Raw genomic sequence first — 14,483 nt, 5'->3', positions numbered from 1 at the left:
GCGACGATCAGGCGGCGCGGTGCCAGTCGTGCAGGAAGCCGAAGGTCAGATCCCATGCGCTCAGCTTGTGGTGCAGCGTGTTCAGGCTGGCGGAGACGGTGGGCCGGCCGACCAGCGGGATGACGTGGTTGGAGCCCACGATCAGGTCGTTCATGCGGATGAACAGCGCGGCCCGCTTCACAGGGTCCAGCTCGCCTTCCGCGGCGCGGTAGGCGGCATCGTATTCGTCGTTCTTCCAGCGAACGATGTTGCGGCCCTGCCAGGAATTCGCCTTGGTCGACATCTCCCACGACACGTACTGGTTCATGAAAAGCTGCGGGTCGGCCTGCGGCATCGTCGTGGTGTACATCTGGATGTCGGTCCAGAACTTCGTGTAGGTGTCCGGGTTCGCGACATCCGAGGAGAAGAAGACCGAAGCCGTGACGGCCTTCACCTCGATGTCGATGCCGGCCCGCTGCGCCGCCTGCTTGATGACGGCCTGGGTGCGTTGGCGCGGCGTGTTGATCGAGGTCTGGTAGACGAACTTCAGGCGCTTGCCGTCCTTGGCGCGGATGCCGTCGCGCGCGCGGACCCAGCCGGCGGCGTCCAGGATCTCGTTCGCCTTGGCGATGGAGAACTCGAACTTCATGTTCTCCGACCGGAAGCGCGGCGGGTTGTTCAGGAAGTTGGCGGTGGCGGGGCCGCCACGACCATAGATGAACTGCTCCAGCGCATTGCGGTCGCACAGCAGGGCAATGGCCTGCCGCACCGCCGGGTCGGACAGCGTCGGGTGGGTGGTGCTGATATGCGCGCGCTCCCCCTCCACCTCGGTCCAGGGATCGCGGGTGTGGAGCTGGATGAACTCGATGCCGCCGCCGGGCACGATGTTCACCTTGCCGCGGCCGTTGGCTTCCAATCGCTTGAGGATCTCATCCTCCACCTGCATGTTCCAGGCGTAGTCGAATTCGCCGGTCTGCATCACGGCGCGCGCGGCGGACACCGCATCGCCGCCGCCCTTCACCTCCAGCGTGTCGAAGAACGGCCGGTTCGGCATGTGGTAGTTCGGGTTCGCCTCGCCGCGCACCATGTCGCCCGGCTGGAAATCCGTGAACTTGTAGCCGCTGGTGCCGACCGGGCGCAGGTTGGCCGGGGCGTCGCGGGACTTGGCGCCGGTGTAGTCCTTGAACAGGTGCTTCGGGATCATCATCCCGCGCGAGCCGACGAAGGCGTCCGCCCAGAATGGCGTCGGCCGCGTGAATTCCACCCGCACCGTGTGGTCGTCCACCTTCACCACGTTGACGTCGCGGTAGCTGCCGGTGGTGACGGAGGCGGTGGCCGGGTCCTTGGCGTATTCCCAGTTGAAGACGACGTCGTCGGCCGAGAAATCCTGGCCGTCATGCCACTTCACGCCACGCTTCAGCTTCCAGGTAACGGAGCGGCCATCCTCGGCCAGGCCGCCATTCTCGCGGGACGGAATCTCGGCGGCCAGGACCGGCTCCAGCGTGCCGTCCTGCGCCCAGCCGGCGAGCGGCTCGTAGAAGACGCGGCTGCCGTCCTGGTCCTTGGTGCCGACCGCGAAATGCGGATTCAGCAGCGTCGCACCCTGCCAGTACAGCACCTTCAGCGCGCCACCGCCGCGCCGCGCGGGATAGGGCGTGACCGTCTGCGCGGCGGCCGGCGCGGCACCGGCCATCGCCAGAAGCTGCGTCGCCATCGGCGCCGTCAGCCCCACCGCCGCCATGCGCTTCACGAAGCCGCGGCGCGAGAGGCTGCCGCGCTGCACGCGCCCGATCAACTGGCGCAGGTTGTCTTCATTCATCCCGAAACTCTCCCGTAAGCCGAACTGCCCACCTGGCACCGGGTCTGTTGCGACCGCCCGGCTGCCCGCGAACCCCTGTGGCGTTGACGCTAGCGCATTGCGGCGGGATGCCGCACCCCCTTTTCTTCAGCGCCCGGCAGCCGGCCGCTGCGCGCCCAGCTCCTGGTCCACCACGCTGACCCAGTAGGCGACGCCCATCGGGATGATCGCGTCGTTGAAGTCGAAATGTGGGGTGTGCAGGTTGGGGGATGTGCCGTCCGGGCCGCTGCCGCCGCCGATGAACATGAAGGCGCCCGGCCGCGCCTCCAGCATCAGGGCGAAATCCTCGCCGCCCGTCACCGGCGGGAACTGCGCATCCACCGCGTCGCCGCCGACCAGCCTGGCGGCCGCCGCCACCGCCAGGTCGGTCTGCTCGGCGTGGTTGACCAGTGCCGGCACGCCGCGGCGGTAGGTCACCTCCGCCGTGCAGCCATGCGCCGCGGCGAGGCCGGTGGCCAGCTCGCCGATCCGTCGCTCCACCAGGTCCCGCACCCGGGGCGCATAGCTGCGGGACGTGCCGGTGACGGTGAGTTCGGCCGGCATGACGTTGGGCGAGACCGGCGATCCGCCCTGGATCGAGCCGACGCTGAGCACGGCCGCCTCCACCGCCGGCACGTTGCGGCCGACGATGGTCTGCAGGGCCAAGACGAAATGCGCCTGCACGATGGTGATGTCGGTGGCGAGGTGCGGCGTCGACCCGCCATGTCCCCCGGTGCCGCGGAAGGTGACGGCGAAGCTGTCGGTCGCCGCCAGCGCCGGGCCCTTGCGCGTCGCGAAGCGTCCAGCGGCGAGCGTCGGCTTGTTGTGCAGGCCGTAGACGGCATCGCAGGGAAACCGCTCGAACAGCCCATCCGCCAGCATCGCCCGGGCGCCGCCGCGGCCTTCCTCGGCCGGCTGGAAGATCAGGTGGACGGTGCCGGCGAAATCCCGGTTTTCCGCCAGATACTTCGCGGCGCCGAGCAGCATGGTGGTGTGGCCGTCATGCCCGCAGGCATGCATCACGCCCGGATTGGTGGAGGCATAGGGCACTCCGGTCGCTTCCGGGATCTGCAACGCGTCCATATCCGCCCGCAGGCCGATCACACGCTGGCCGGGGCGGGTGCCGCGGATGGTGCCGACGACGCCGAGCCGGCCCACGCCCTCCGCCACCTCCACGCCCCAGTCGCGCAGCCGGGTGGCGACCAGCGCGGCGGTGCGGTGTTCTTCCATCCCCATCTCGGGATGGGCGTGGATGTCCTGCCGGATGGCGGCGAGCTCCGGCTGCCAGGCCTGCACGGCGGCGATCACGTCCTGGGTCTTGGCGCTTGGTCCCTTGCTGTCCTGCGCCAGAGTGGCCCGGGACGATCAGGCTGGCGAGCCTTGGCGCGTGGGGCACCGGCTGCGTCGCACCGCCCGGCAGACCCAGCCGCATCGTCCAGAAATGTCTCGGGTGTCTTTAAAATCAACTATAACATAAATTATTGACAGTCTCTTACCTCAAGCGTACACGCATGCCGCCGCAATATTCTGGCGGTGTCATGGTGTCCGGGATCCCGCCGGGTGCCGGATCGGTCATCAATCTCCATGCGAGTGCAGCAGGCCAACCCCAACGGCCATCCCTTTCCTGCAGAGGCGTTCTCGATGTTGCGCAGGATGGACGCGGCCTGGAACACGCTCCGGCGATCCGTCGCCGTGCCGCAGCGCGTGGCCATCGTCTGCGCCAACCACCTGGCGGACCGCCTGGCGCAGAAGCTGGTGTTCGAGTCCCGGCGCCCGGTGGAACTGCTCGGCATCTTCGACGATCGCAGCGGGCGGCGGGAGAACGATGCGCAGTTCACCATCAGCGGCCGGGTCGACGACCTGATCGCCTATGCGCGGGAAAACCCGCTGGACCACATCATCCTGGCGCTGCCCTCCAGCGCCACCGGCCGGATCAGCGAGCTGACGGCGCGGCTGCGGTCGCTGCCGGTCGATATCGTCATCCTGAACGAGGCGGCCTTCGAGCCGGAGGTCCAGCCCCTTCGTGGGTCCGGCGATGCGATCTGGCTGGCCGGCGCGCATCTGTCCCGCCTGGTCGAACGGCCGATGTCCGGCTTCGGCAAGGCGGCCAAGCGCGCCATCGACATCACCCTGGCGATGGTGATCCTCACCCTCGGCGCGCCCTTCCTGGCGTTGATCGCCCTGGCCATCGTGCTGGACAGCCCGGGCGGCGTGCTGTTCCGCCAGCAGCGCATCGGCTTCAACAACCGGGTCTTCGACGTGCTGAAGTTCCGCACGATGACGAACGATGCGCCGGACCAGGAAGGCGTCGGCGGTACCCTGCCGGACGACCCGCGCGTCACCCGCACCGGCCGCGTGCTGCGCCGCTTCAGCCTGGACGAGTTGCCGCAACTGCTGAACGTGCTGAAGGGCGACATGTCCCTGGTCGGCCCACGGCCGCAGGCGGTGAACATGCGGGTGGGCGACCGCCGCTATGCGGAAGCCGTGACGCAGTACATCGAGCGCCACAAGGTGAAGCCCGGCATGACGGGCTGGGCGCAGGTCAACGGCTCCCGCGGTGGAATCCGCACGCTGGACAAGGCGGCCTGGGCGGTGTCCATGGACCTCGAGTATATCCAGAACTGGTCGATCCGCCTGGACCTGCTCATCATCTGGCGGACCATCGGCATGCTGCTGTCGGGCCGCGACGCCGTCTGAGCCGCCCGCCGGCCATCGCAGGGTTCCCCATGCTGGCGACAGCCACCATCCCCGCCACCGCAGCACCACCTCGCCGCCGCGTCTTCGGCGTGGACTTCACCCCGGTGGGGCTGGAGGATGCGCTCGCCCTGGCGGCTGCCCGCGAACCGGCAGCGCCCTTCGCCTTCATCGTCACGCCGAACGCGCAGCACGTGGTGCTGCTGAACCGCGCGCCAGCCGAATGGGCGCCGATCTACCATCGCGACTCCTGGCTCTGCACCTGCGACAGCCAGGTGGTGCGGCGCCTCGCGGCGCTGGCCGGACAGGAGCTGCCGCTGTGTGCCGGCAGCGACCTGACGGCGGCGCTGTTCGCCCGCGTGCTGCAACCGGGCGATCGCATCACCGTCATCGGCTGCGAGCCGGAGGTGATCGAACGCCTGCGCGCGCATGTCCCACGCCTCGGTATCGCGCACCACAACCCGCCCATGGGCCTGGCCGCGAACCCCGCGGCGATGCAGGCCTGCCTCGACTTCGCACTGCTCCACCCGGCGCGCTTCACCTTCCTCGCGACCGGATCACCGCAGAGCGAACGGCTCGCCGCCGCCATCGCGGCACGTGGCGGCGCCACCGGCATCGGCCTGTGCATCGGCAGCTCGCTGCATTTCATCACCGGCGCCCGGCGCCGCGCGCCCGCCTGGATGCGCCGTGCCGGGCTGGAATGGCTGCACCGCCTGGTGCAGGAGCCCCGCCGCATGTGGCGCCGCGTCTTCGTGGAATCGCTGCCGCTGCTGGCGCTGGCGGCGCCCGAAATCGCGCGGCGGGCGTGGCGCCGATGAGCGGAGCCATGTCACGCCCGCGCCACGCGGCCGGCGCGGTGCGGTGATCAGCTTCGGCACCGCCGGCGCCCGCGCCGCGCCGCGTCCGGCCGAGGCCAGCCGGACCGGCACGCTGGCCGTTCTGCTGCTGCTGCTGCCGCTGTACCTGCAGAGCTTCCACTACGTCACGGACATCTACCCGCTGTATGTCCTGTCCAAGGCATGGCCGCTGCTGACCCTGCCGATCGCGCTGCTCGGGCTGTTGCAGCGGCCGCGCTACGCAGGGCTGCTGGTGGCCGTGCTGGCCTACACCGTGCTGGTCGCGCCGCTGTTCGGCATGATCTACTTCGACCAGGGCTACCCTTCCGCCATCACCGCCACGCTGAAGGTGCTGCCCTTCACCTACTATTTCTCCATCCTTTGGCTGCTTGGCTGGCTGCGGCCTCGGCCGGAGGATCTGGCGCGCGCCTTCACCCTGCTCGGCGGAGCCAGCTTCCTGCTGCTGGCCGTGCTGTGGGTGGTAATGCCGGACAGCGCCTACCGCACCAACGTCCCGGGGGAGGCGGCCTCCCTGCTGTTCCTCTGGGATATTGAGCGCGGCAACCGCATCGTGCTGCCGCTGGTCTTCGGTATCCTGTTCCTGTTCCTCCAGGCCCGGCTGGCGATGCGGCGGGCGGAGGTGCTGCGGCTGGTGGTGGTGGTGCTGGGCGTGCTGCTGCTGCTGGTCGCCTACAAGCAGCGCACCGTCATCCTGTGCCTGGTCGCCGTGCTCGGCTGGATCCTGTTCAGCGAGGCGCGCCTGGCGCTGCGCGTGGTGCTTGGCTATGGCGCCGCCGTCGCCGGCACGGTGCTCGCCGGGGCCCTGGCGATGCGCGAGGGTGGGCTCAGCCTCGACTTCCTGGGCGGGTCGCTTTCGGTGCGCGAACTGACGCTGGAACTCGCTGTCGGCTTCCTGAACCAGAACCCACTGGGTTGGCTGCTGGGATTGGGGGCGCTGACGCGGGCGAGCGACATCAGCTTCCACGAATTCTTCAACCACGCCAATTTCTACCTCGCCGACCTCGGCTGGTTCGGCATCGTCTTCGAATATGGGCTGCTCGGCGCGGTGCTGATCCTGGCCGTCTATCTCGCCGCGCTGCGGGAGGGGCTGCGCACGCCGTCCGCGCCGCGGGACGCGCTGGTGCCGGCGCTGGCGGATGGGTTGCGTTACATGCTGCTGGCCTCCCCCGTGCTGTCGGCGATCTGGGCGCCGGGCGAGGTTTGCGCGCTGCTCGCCATCTTCGTTTACCTGCAACGCCAGGCGCGGGCCGCGCCGGCATGATCCGACTGCTGTTTGCCCTGCTGCTGGTGCCAATGGCCGCCGCCACCGCCGAGCCCCCGCGCTTCGCCGGCTACCACGAGACCTGGGCGGAGGCCGCGACCACCGATCCGGAGGCGACGCGGCTGGCGCTGCTTCCCTCGGGCCTGGACCTGGTGATGCTGGCCTTCGCACGGCCGGACCTCGCCTATGCCGGCGGCCTCGATCTGCGCCGCATCGGCCTCGGCTTCCCCTTCGCCGGCGCCGTGGCGCGGGATGCCGTGGCGGCGCTGCGGCTGCGGTCACCGCGGACGAAGGTGCTGCTCTCGGTCGGCGGCGCCACCTACCCGAACTGGCCCGCGCTCGACGTGGCGGCGGTGGCGCGGCTGGTGCGCGACCTCGGCCTCGATGGCGTCGACGTGGATTTCGAGCCAGCCGACCCGGCCTGCCGCCTGTCCACCGGCCGCATCCGCTGCGCCTCCGACGCCCGCTTCATCGCCATCATCGAGTCGTTCCGCCGCGCCCTGCCGCGCCCCGCCTTGCTGACGGTGGCGCTGTGGAGCGTCGGGGCCTATGGCGAAGGCGCGTGGCGCGACGCCCGCCCCAGCAGCCCCTACACCGGCATGGCGCTGGCATTGCTGCGGTCATCGGCGGCGCGCGAGATCGACCTGGTGTCGATCATGGGCTACGACGCCGGCCCTCGCTACAACCCCGCCGAGGCGTTCGGCGCCTATCGCGCCGTCTTCCCCGGCCCGCTGTTGCTCGGCGTCTCGGTGCAGGGCTCCGCGCTGCCGCCGAGCCAGCGCCTCGCGCAGGTCGAGGGCCTGGCGCGGCGCGCGGCGCGGGAGAGCGGCGGGATGATGCTCTACAGCCTGCAGATGGCCTCCCCGCACGACCGCCGCGGCGCGCCCTTCGTCGCGGCGATGGCCGGCGCCATCTGCCGCGGGTTGGGGTCCTGCTAGAACCCGTTCACCCGCCCCGAATTGATCGCGTAGCCGAAGCTGCGGCTGAACGGCAGCATCCGGTTGAGGTTCTGGTCGACCCACAGGTTGGCCTCCGCAACGCGGCTGCGCGGCACGAAGACGATGTCGCTGGGCAGCACCGGAACATCGCCGGTGGTGTCGCCGCCCTGGACGAAGTTGCGCACGTCGATGGTGCGGACCATCGGCCGGTCGCCCGGGCCGCGGCGGATCAGCACCACCTCCTCCATCCGCGCCTCGGCGTCGAAGCCGCCGGCCAGCAGGATCAGTTCCAGCGCGCCGCGCCGCCCGGCCAGCGGATAGGCGCCGGGCCGGTTCACCGACCCGCCGACCATCACCAGCGATCCGCTGGCTTCTTCCAGCGACGCCGTGACCACCGGCGCGATCAGCACGCGCTGCGATGCGGTGGCGACGGCCGCCTGCAATTCCTCCGCCGTCATCCCCGCGGCCTGCACCCGCCCGGCGGCGCGCAGGCCGATGGCGCCATCGGGCGCCACCAGCGCCACCTCGTTCATCTCCGGCGTGCGCAGGAACTGCACGCGCACCTTGTCGCCGGGCGCGAAGCGATAGGCCGGCGCCGCGTCCGACCAGGGCTGGAATTCCACCGCGCGGTGCGGCACCGGCGTGATGCGCGCGGAACTGCACCCGGCGAGCGCCAACAGCCCCAAAAGGGCGGTGCGCCGGATCACAGCAGCCGCCCCAGGGCAGTCCATCAGAGCAGCCGCCCCAGGGCGGTCCATCAGAGCAGCCGCCCCAGGGCGGTCCATCAGAGCAGCCGCCCCAGGGCGGCGGGCACCAACTGCCGCTGTTCCGTCACCACGAAGCCTAGCAGGTGGCCGCCGGCATCCTGCACGAAATCCCGCGCGGCGCGCGCCGCCTGCACGTTGGTCTGTTCGGATCGCAGCAGCATGACGTTCGCATCCACCAGCGCACTCAGCCGGGCCATGGCGTAGGTATCCTCCCCGCCATCCGGCCCCAGCACCATCACCACGTCGAAGGCATCCCGCAGCTGCGCCGTCAGCAGCTCCACCTGCTCCCGCGACGCCTGCGGGTCGAGCAGGCGGGACTCGCGCGCCTCGTAGGAGACCCAGAGGTTCGGGATCACGGTGCTGAAGGTCAGCACCTGGCCGGGAACCCGCTCCACCTCCAGCGGGCTGGACCCCAGCGCCGCCAGGTGCCCGCGGCCATCCGATTGCAAATCCACCAGCAGCGTCTGCAAGCCGCGGTTGCGGGCGAATTCCACCGCCAGCATGCGCAGCGCGGCGCCTTCGTCCACCGTGCCGGCCGGCGCCACGAAGCGGATGATCTGCGGCCGATGCGCACCGACCCGTGCATCCAGCAGCAGCGCCGCCAAATCCGCCGCCTCTGGCCGGGTGATGATGCGCGCCGGCGCCGTCTCCAGCCGTCCGAACACGCCGAGCGCCGGCAGGCGCAGGCCGCGCTCGGCCTCGGAGGGCGTCGCCAGGCTGCGGCGGCCGAGCGTCAGCGCGATCAGCACGCCGGCGGCGAACATCAGCCCGGCTACCACGCCGCCGAGCGCCAGCATCAGCCGTGGACTCTGCCCCTGCCACGGCGCGGTCGGCGCCTGCACGGTCCGCACGCTCGGCGGCTGCTCGCTGAGCGCCGCCTCGTCCAGTCGCGTCCCGGCCTCCCGCGCCACAAATTGCCGTGTCACCGCTTCCAGCGAGCCGCGCTGGCGTTCCAGCGCGCGCAGCCGCCGCTCGGCTTCCAGCAGCGCCAGGCGCCGCGCCTCCAGCTCCGCCCGCTGGCGCTGCAATTCGCCCGCCTGCGCGCGCCAGGCATCGGTCTCGACCTCCAGCACCGCGACGCGACCGGCCAGCAGTTCCACCGTCGGGTTGCGCACCTGGCGGCGGGTGAACAGGTTGGTGCGGGCGGCGCTTTCGACCGTGTTGCGCGCCACCTCGATCCGCCGTTCCAACTCGCGCAGCGGCGCGTAGTCGGGCTGGTAGTTGCTGGCCATCTGCCGCTGCTCCAGCAGCAGCCGGGTCAGCTGGTTGCGGGCGTCGTCGTTCGGCAGGACGTTGGTGGTATCCTCGGAGGCCAGCACCCGGCCGGGCTGCGCCGCCAGCCGCGTCCGCGCCGCGGCGAGCTGCGCAGAGGAGGTCGCCTGTTGCTCGCGCGCCCGGTCCTCCCGCTGCCCCAGCCCATCCAGCCGCGCCGCGGTCAGGCTGATCTCCTGGCCGATGTCGAGCACGCCGAATTCGGTCTTCACCTGCTGGATCCGCGTCTCCAGCGCCCGCAGCGTCTCGTCGCGGCGGGCGAGTTCCGCGCCGACCAGCCGCGCGCCGTCCTCGGCAAAGGTTTCGCGGCGGCGTTCGTAGTAGGCGGCCAGCAGCGCCTCCAGCGCCTCCACCGCCAGGGCGCGGTCGGGGAAGGGGAAGCTGATGCGTAGCACGTTGCTGCCGGTCTCCGTGTCGATCCGCAGGTTGCGCGCGAAGCGTTCGGCGGCCAGCGCCACCCGTTCCGCCTCTCCGGCCGCCGGCCGTAGCCAGGACAGCAGCCCGCCTTCGCCGATGGAGGGATACAGCCGCGCGGGGCCGACCGCCGCGACCGCGTCCTGCACCACCGGCACGCTGCGCAGGATCTCGGCCTCGGAGCGCACCGCCTTCGTGATCTCGACCGCCACGACGGAAGGCCCGAAGCCGGAAAGGCCCTGCGTTCCGGCCCCCTCCCGCGCCGTCAGCGCCACCAGGACAGCCTGGGCGTTGAAACGCGTCTCGACCAGCGCGGCGGCCGCCAGGCCCGCCAGGCAGGGCAGCAGGAAGGCGCCGGCCAGAAGTCGCCGGCGCAGCATGGCGGTCACCACGAAATCGATCGGCAGCAAGCCGGAGCCATCCGGCGTCAGCGGGGCGGCGCTGGGCGCGGTCGCCCGGGCCGCGACGCGGCGCGGCTGCCCGTGCGCCGCGACAAGGGAGCCGAAGACCGGCCCGGCGGAGGGCTCCGCCCTCACGACCCAGGAAGATCCCGGGCGGCGGCGCGAAGCATACCCTCAACAGCGCCTGGCCATTCCAAAGTCGCGTATCCCGTCAACCGAATTGGGACTACGCTTAGCGCAACCGGACCGCTGCGCCAACCATTTGCGTGTATTACGCCGCGAGAACTCGCCGTGCCTCAACAGCGTCCGCCGCGATGGCCGTCTTCAGTTCGTCCAGGCCCGCAAAGGTCGCGTCCGCCCGCAGGAAATGCGCCAGCCGCACCCCGATCTCCTGGCCATACAGGTCGCCCGCGAAGTCGAAGATGTGGGTTTCGAGCCGCGTCACCGGATCGCCGCCCAGCGTCGGCCGGCGGCCGACATTGGCGACGCCAGCCAGCAGACGCCCATCGCCCAGCGCCACCCGCACCGCATAGACGCCGCGTGCCGGCTCCAGGTGCCGGCCGAGCAGGATGTTGGCGGTCGGCCAGCCGAGCTCGCGGCCCAGCTTGTCGCCGTGGAAGACCTCCCCGCGCACCTCCCAGTCGCGGCCGAGTTCGGCGGCGGCACGGTCGGGATAGCCGTCCTGCAGGGCGCGCCGGATGCGGGTGGAGGAGATCGGCCCTCCCTCATCCACCACCGGGGGCACCACCGTCAGCCCGATGCCGCGCGATTCCGCCTGCTGCGCCAGGAAGGCCACATCGCCGCCGCGGCGATGGCCGAAGGCGAAGTCCGCGCCGCAGGCCAGGTGCAGCGCGCCGAGTTCGCGGTGCAGGACCTGTTCCACGAAAGCCTCCGCCGGCATCGCCGCCAGCCTGGCGTCGAAGGGCAGCGCGAACACGGTTCGCACGCCGGCCGCGCCCAGTGCCGAAGCCTTGGCGGGCAGCAGCGTCAGGCGGAAGGGCGGGTCTTCCGGCCGGAAATGCTCGCGCGGATGCGGCTCGAAGGTCAGGGCGGCGAGCGGCAGGTCCGGCCGGGCCGCATGCGCGGCGCGCAGCACGGCGAGGTGGCCGAGATGCACGCCATCGAAGTTGCCCAGCGCCACCGTGGCGCCACGCAGCCCGGGCGGGATGCCGTGCCAGTCCTGGACGACAGCCGGCTGCTGAACCGGAATCGGCGTCACGCCTGTTCCGGCCGCAGCCAGGGCTGTGTCCCGGGTGGCGGTGCAAATGCTGCCAACTTGTCCAGCGCCTCCGCCACCGTGGTCGCCCGCATCGCCAGCGGCCGCTGCGTCTCCCGCACGAAGCCCTCGGCCAGCATGAAGTCCAGCACGTTGAGGAACGGGGTCCAGAAGCCCTCGGTGTCCAGGAACACAACGCCCTTGGCCTGGATGCCGAGCTGCGCCCAGGTCAGCGCCTCCACCGCTTCCTCCAGCGTGCCGAAGCCGCCGGGCAGCACGATGAAGCCATCGGACAGGTCCGCCATCATCGCCTTGCGCTCATGCATCGTGTCGACGACGTGCATCTCCACGCCGCCGCCATGGCCGACCTCGCGCTTCAGCAGGCCATGCGGGATCACGCCGATCACCTCGGCCCCGGCGGACAGGGCGGCATCGGCCGCGATGCCCATCAGCCCGACGGCGCCGCCGCCATAGACCAGCCCGAGGCCGCGGCGCGCGACCTCCCGCCCCAGCTCCCGCGCCGCCTCGGCATATTCGGGCCGGGCACCGACCATGGAGCCGCAGAACACGCACACCCGCTTCGGTCTGGTCACGAAATCTTCCCCGATTGCTGCGCTGCGACAGGGCTGCGTTAGCCGTGCCCCGTCGGATCGACAAGGCCCGCCCCAGTTGCCACAACACTCCCCTCAAAGCGCATGGAACCCGATATGCCCGCAACGAAGATCGGCACCCCGGAACGGCTTCTGGAGGAACTGCGTGGCTGGGTGGAGCAGGAAACGCCGACCACCGATGCCGGCGCCGTCAACAAGCTCATGGACCGTTGCGAGACCGACCTCCGCGCCGTGGGCGGGGCCGTGACGCGGATGCCGGGCCGGGATGGCTACGGCGACACGCTGCTGTGCCGCACGCCCGGCGAAGGCGCGCCGGTCATGGTGGCGGGACACCTGGACACGGTGTGGGACCATGGCACGCTGGCCGCCTCGATGCCGTTCCGCGTGGATGGCGACAAGGCCTATGGCCCCGGCATCTACGACATGAAGGCCGGCAGCTTCATGGCCTTCCATTCGGTGCGGGAGATCCTGCGCCAGAAGACCCCGACGAAGCGTCCGCTGGCCCTGCTGCTGACCCCGGATGAGGAAGTCGGCAGCCCGACCAGCCGCGACATCATCGAGGCGACGGCCAGGGGCGCCCGCGCCGCACTGATCCCGGAACCGGCCGGCGCCGGCGGCGCCTGCGTCACCGCCCGCAAGGGCGTCGGTCGCTTCGAGATCAAGATCCAGGGCATCTCCTCCCATGCCGGCGGCAACTGGGCGGAGGGCCGCAGCGCCGTCGTCGCGCTGTCCCGCCTGGTGCTGCGCATCCATGAGCTGACGGACCTGCAGGCCGGCATCACCACCAATGTCGCGCCGGTCTGGGGCGGCACCCGCCCCAACGTCATCCCGCCCGAGGCGGGTGCGGAGGTGGATCTGCGCGTGCCGACTGTCGCGGAGGGCGAGCGGCTGGAGGCGCTGATCCTGGGCCTGGCCGGCGAGCAGGACGGCATTTCCATCAGCATCACCGGCGGGATGAACCGGCCGCCCTTCGCCGAATCGGCCGATATCCTGGGCCTCTACGACCGCGCGAAGGCCCTGGCCGCGGCCGCCGGCTACGACCTGCCGAAGCAGCATCGCGGCGGCGGGTCCGACGGCAACTTCACCGCGGCCCTGGGCATCCCGACGCTGGATGGCCTGGGCTGCACCGGCGCCGGGGCACATGCCCCGCATGAGCACATCCTGTGGCGCGACCTTTCGGCGCGCTGCACCACGCTGTGCGGCCTGCTGGAGAGCATCGACTGACCAGTCTCGGCCTGTATGCCCTGGCGGCGCTGGCGGAAATCGCCGGCTGCTTCGCCGCCTGGGCGGTACTGCGGGACGGGCGCAGCGTCTGGTGGCTGCTGCCGGGGCTGGCGTGCCTGGCCGTCTTCGCCTGGCTGCTGGCCCGGATCGACAGCCCCTTCGCCGGCCGCGCCTTCGCCGCCTATGGCGGCGTCTACATCGCCGCCTCGCTCGCCTGGATGTGGGTGGTGGAGGGCGCGCGGCCGGATCGCTACGATGCGCTCGGCATGCTGGTATGTTTGGCGGGGGCGGGTCTCATCCTGTTCGCGCCGCGCCCCGGGTAGGAGAGGATCATGCAGCGAGCCTTGATCGTCGGCGCCGGCCCCGGCTTCTCCGCCAGCTTCGCCCGCCTGCTGGCGGCGGAGGGCTACGCCGTGGCGCTGGCGGCGCGGGACACCGCCAAGCTCGCGGACCTCGCCGCCGAGACCGGCGCCAGCCTGAATGCCTGCGACGCCAGCGACCCGGCCCAGGTTGCCGCCCTGTTCGCGGCGCCGGAGGCCTCGGAGGCCGAGGTGGTGCTGTACAACGCCTCCTTCCGCGTCCGTGGCCCGACGGTGGAGCTGGAGCCCGAGGATGTGCGTCGCACGCTGGAGGTCTGCGCCTTCGGCGCCTTCCTGGTGGCGCAGCAGGCTGCCCGTCACATGCTGAGGCGTAGGTCCGGCACCATCCTGCTGACCGGGGCCTCCGCTGGTGTGAAGGGCTTTGCCCGGTCCGCCCCCTTCGCCATGGGAAAATTCGCGCTGCGCGGGCTGGGCCAGTCGCTCGCCCGTGAATTGCACCCGCAGGGTGTCCATGTCGTGCATATCGTGGTCGATGGCGGCATCCGCAGCGAGAAGCGGCCGGACCCGAAGCAGGACAGCCTGCTGGATCCCGACGCCATCGCCACCGCGGCATTGGCCGCCATCCGCCAGCCCCGCAGCGCCTGGTCCGCCGAGATCGAGCTGCGGCCGTGGGTCGAGACTTTTTGAGGAAG

13 protein-coding genes are annotated in these 14,483 nt (G+C 71.1%); 7 read left to right on the top strand and 6 right to left on the bottom strand.

Features of this window, described 5'->3' with window-relative positions:
• Positions 1-7 precede the first annotated feature (7 nt).
• Together ACLF3G_RS16295 and ACLF3G_RS16290 are read right to left on the bottom strand one after the other, a co-directional pair.
• Positions 8-1,798: a peptide ABC transporter substrate-binding protein gene (locus tag ACLF3G_RS16295; RefSeq protein ID WP_430670449.1), complete on the bottom strand. Its 1,791-nt coding sequence runs from the start codon at positions 1,796-1,798 to the stop codon at positions 8-10.
• A 126-nt stretch (positions 1,799-1,924) separates the two neighbouring features.
• Positions 1,925-3,124: a M20 aminoacylase family protein gene (locus ACLF3G_RS16290; protein ID WP_430670448.1), complete on the bottom strand. Its 1,200-nt coding sequence runs from the start codon at positions 3,122-3,124 to the stop codon at positions 1,925-1,927.
• A gap of 345 nt (positions 3,125-3,469) precedes the next feature.
• Here ACLF3G_RS16290 and ACLF3G_RS16285 point away from each other — a divergent pair, with 345 nt between their 5' ends.
• Genes ACLF3G_RS16285 through ACLF3G_RS16270 form a run of 4 tightly spaced genes read left to right on the top strand, consistent with a single transcriptional unit; the run spans position 3,470 to position 7,566 of the window.
• Positions 3,470-4,513 (top strand): exopolysaccharide biosynthesis polyprenyl glycosylphosphotransferase, encoded by a 1,044-nt coding sequence (locus tag ACLF3G_RS16285; RefSeq protein ID WP_430670447.1) that lies wholly within the window; start codon positions 3,470-3,472, stop codon positions 4,511-4,513.
• Between the two features lie 29 nt (positions 4,514-4,542).
• The gene (locus tag ACLF3G_RS16280) at positions 4,543-5,328 is read left to right on the top strand and encodes a WecB/TagA/CpsF family glycosyltransferase (protein WP_430670446.1); all 786 of its coding nucleotides are present in this window, start codon (positions 4,543-4,545) and stop codon (positions 5,326-5,328) included.
• A gap of 43 nt (positions 5,329-5,371) precedes the next feature.
• Positions 5,372-6,628, top strand: a complete 1,257-nt coding sequence (locus ACLF3G_RS16275) for a hypothetical protein (protein ID WP_430670445.1) — start codon at positions 5,372-5,374, stop codon at positions 6,626-6,628.
• Positions 6,625-7,566, top strand: a complete 942-nt coding sequence (locus tag ACLF3G_RS16270; RefSeq protein WP_430670444.1) for a glycosyl hydrolase family 18 protein — start codon at positions 6,625-6,627, stop codon at positions 7,564-7,566. The genes ACLF3G_RS16275 and ACLF3G_RS16270 overlap by 4 nt, the downstream gene beginning before the upstream one ends.
• Here the strand turns inward: ACLF3G_RS16270 and ACLF3G_RS16265 are convergent.
• The 4 genes from ACLF3G_RS16265 to ACLF3G_RS16250 all read right to left on the bottom strand — a co-directional run bounded on the left by ACLF3G_RS16265 (position 7,563) and on the right by ACLF3G_RS16250 (position 12,229).
• Positions 7,563-8,273 (bottom strand): polysaccharide biosynthesis/export family protein, encoded by a 711-nt coding sequence (locus tag ACLF3G_RS16265; RefSeq protein ID WP_430670443.1) that lies wholly within the window; start codon positions 8,271-8,273, stop codon positions 7,563-7,565. The genes ACLF3G_RS16270 and ACLF3G_RS16265 overlap by 4 nt on opposite strands.
• A 77-nt stretch (positions 8,274-8,350) precedes the next feature.
• The gene (locus tag ACLF3G_RS16260) at positions 8,351-10,555 is read right to left on the bottom strand and encodes a GumC family protein (RefSeq protein WP_430670442.1); all 2,205 of its coding nucleotides are present in this window, start codon (positions 10,553-10,555) and stop codon (positions 8,351-8,353) included.
• Positions 10,556-10,691: 136 nt separating this feature from the next.
• Positions 10,692-11,639 (bottom strand): bifunctional riboflavin kinase/FAD synthetase, encoded by a 948-nt coding sequence (locus tag ACLF3G_RS16255; RefSeq protein WP_430670441.1) that lies wholly within the window; start codon positions 11,637-11,639, stop codon positions 10,692-10,694.
• On the bottom strand, positions 11,636-12,229 hold the full coding sequence (locus ACLF3G_RS16250) for a TIGR00730 family Rossman fold protein (RefSeq protein ID WP_430670440.1): 594 nt from the start codon (positions 12,227-12,229) through the stop codon (positions 11,636-11,638). The genes ACLF3G_RS16255 and ACLF3G_RS16250 overlap by 4 nt, the downstream gene beginning before the upstream one ends.
• A gap of 114 nt (positions 12,230-12,343) precedes the next feature.
• Here ACLF3G_RS16250 and ACLF3G_RS16245 point away from each other — a divergent pair, with 114 nt between their 5' ends.
• From ACLF3G_RS16245 to ACLF3G_RS16235, 3 genes are read left to right on the top strand one after another with little or no spacing between them, the layout of a single operon-like run.
• On the top strand, positions 12,344-13,471 hold the full coding sequence (locus ACLF3G_RS16245) for a M20 family metallopeptidase (RefSeq protein WP_430670439.1): 1,128 nt from the start codon (positions 12,344-12,346) through the stop codon (positions 13,469-13,471).
• Complete coding sequence (locus ACLF3G_RS16240) at positions 13,444-13,794, top strand: YnfA family protein (RefSeq protein ID WP_430670438.1); 351 nt, start codon at positions 13,444-13,446, stop codon at positions 13,792-13,794. The genes ACLF3G_RS16245 and ACLF3G_RS16240 overlap by 28 nt, the downstream gene beginning before the upstream one ends.
• A gap of 9 nt (positions 13,795-13,803) precedes the next feature.
• Complete coding sequence (locus ACLF3G_RS16235) at positions 13,804-14,478, top strand: SDR family NAD(P)-dependent oxidoreductase (RefSeq protein ID WP_430670437.1); 675 nt, start codon at positions 13,804-13,806, stop codon at positions 14,476-14,478.
• The last annotated feature ends 5 nt before the right edge of the window (positions 14,479-14,483 follow it).

This window comes from Falsiroseomonas sp. HC035 (assembly GCF_050563525.1).
GTDB lineage: Bacteria > Pseudomonadota > Alphaproteobacteria > Acetobacterales > Acetobacteraceae > Falsiroseomonas.
This window is presented reverse-complemented; position numbering and strand designations above follow the sequence as displayed.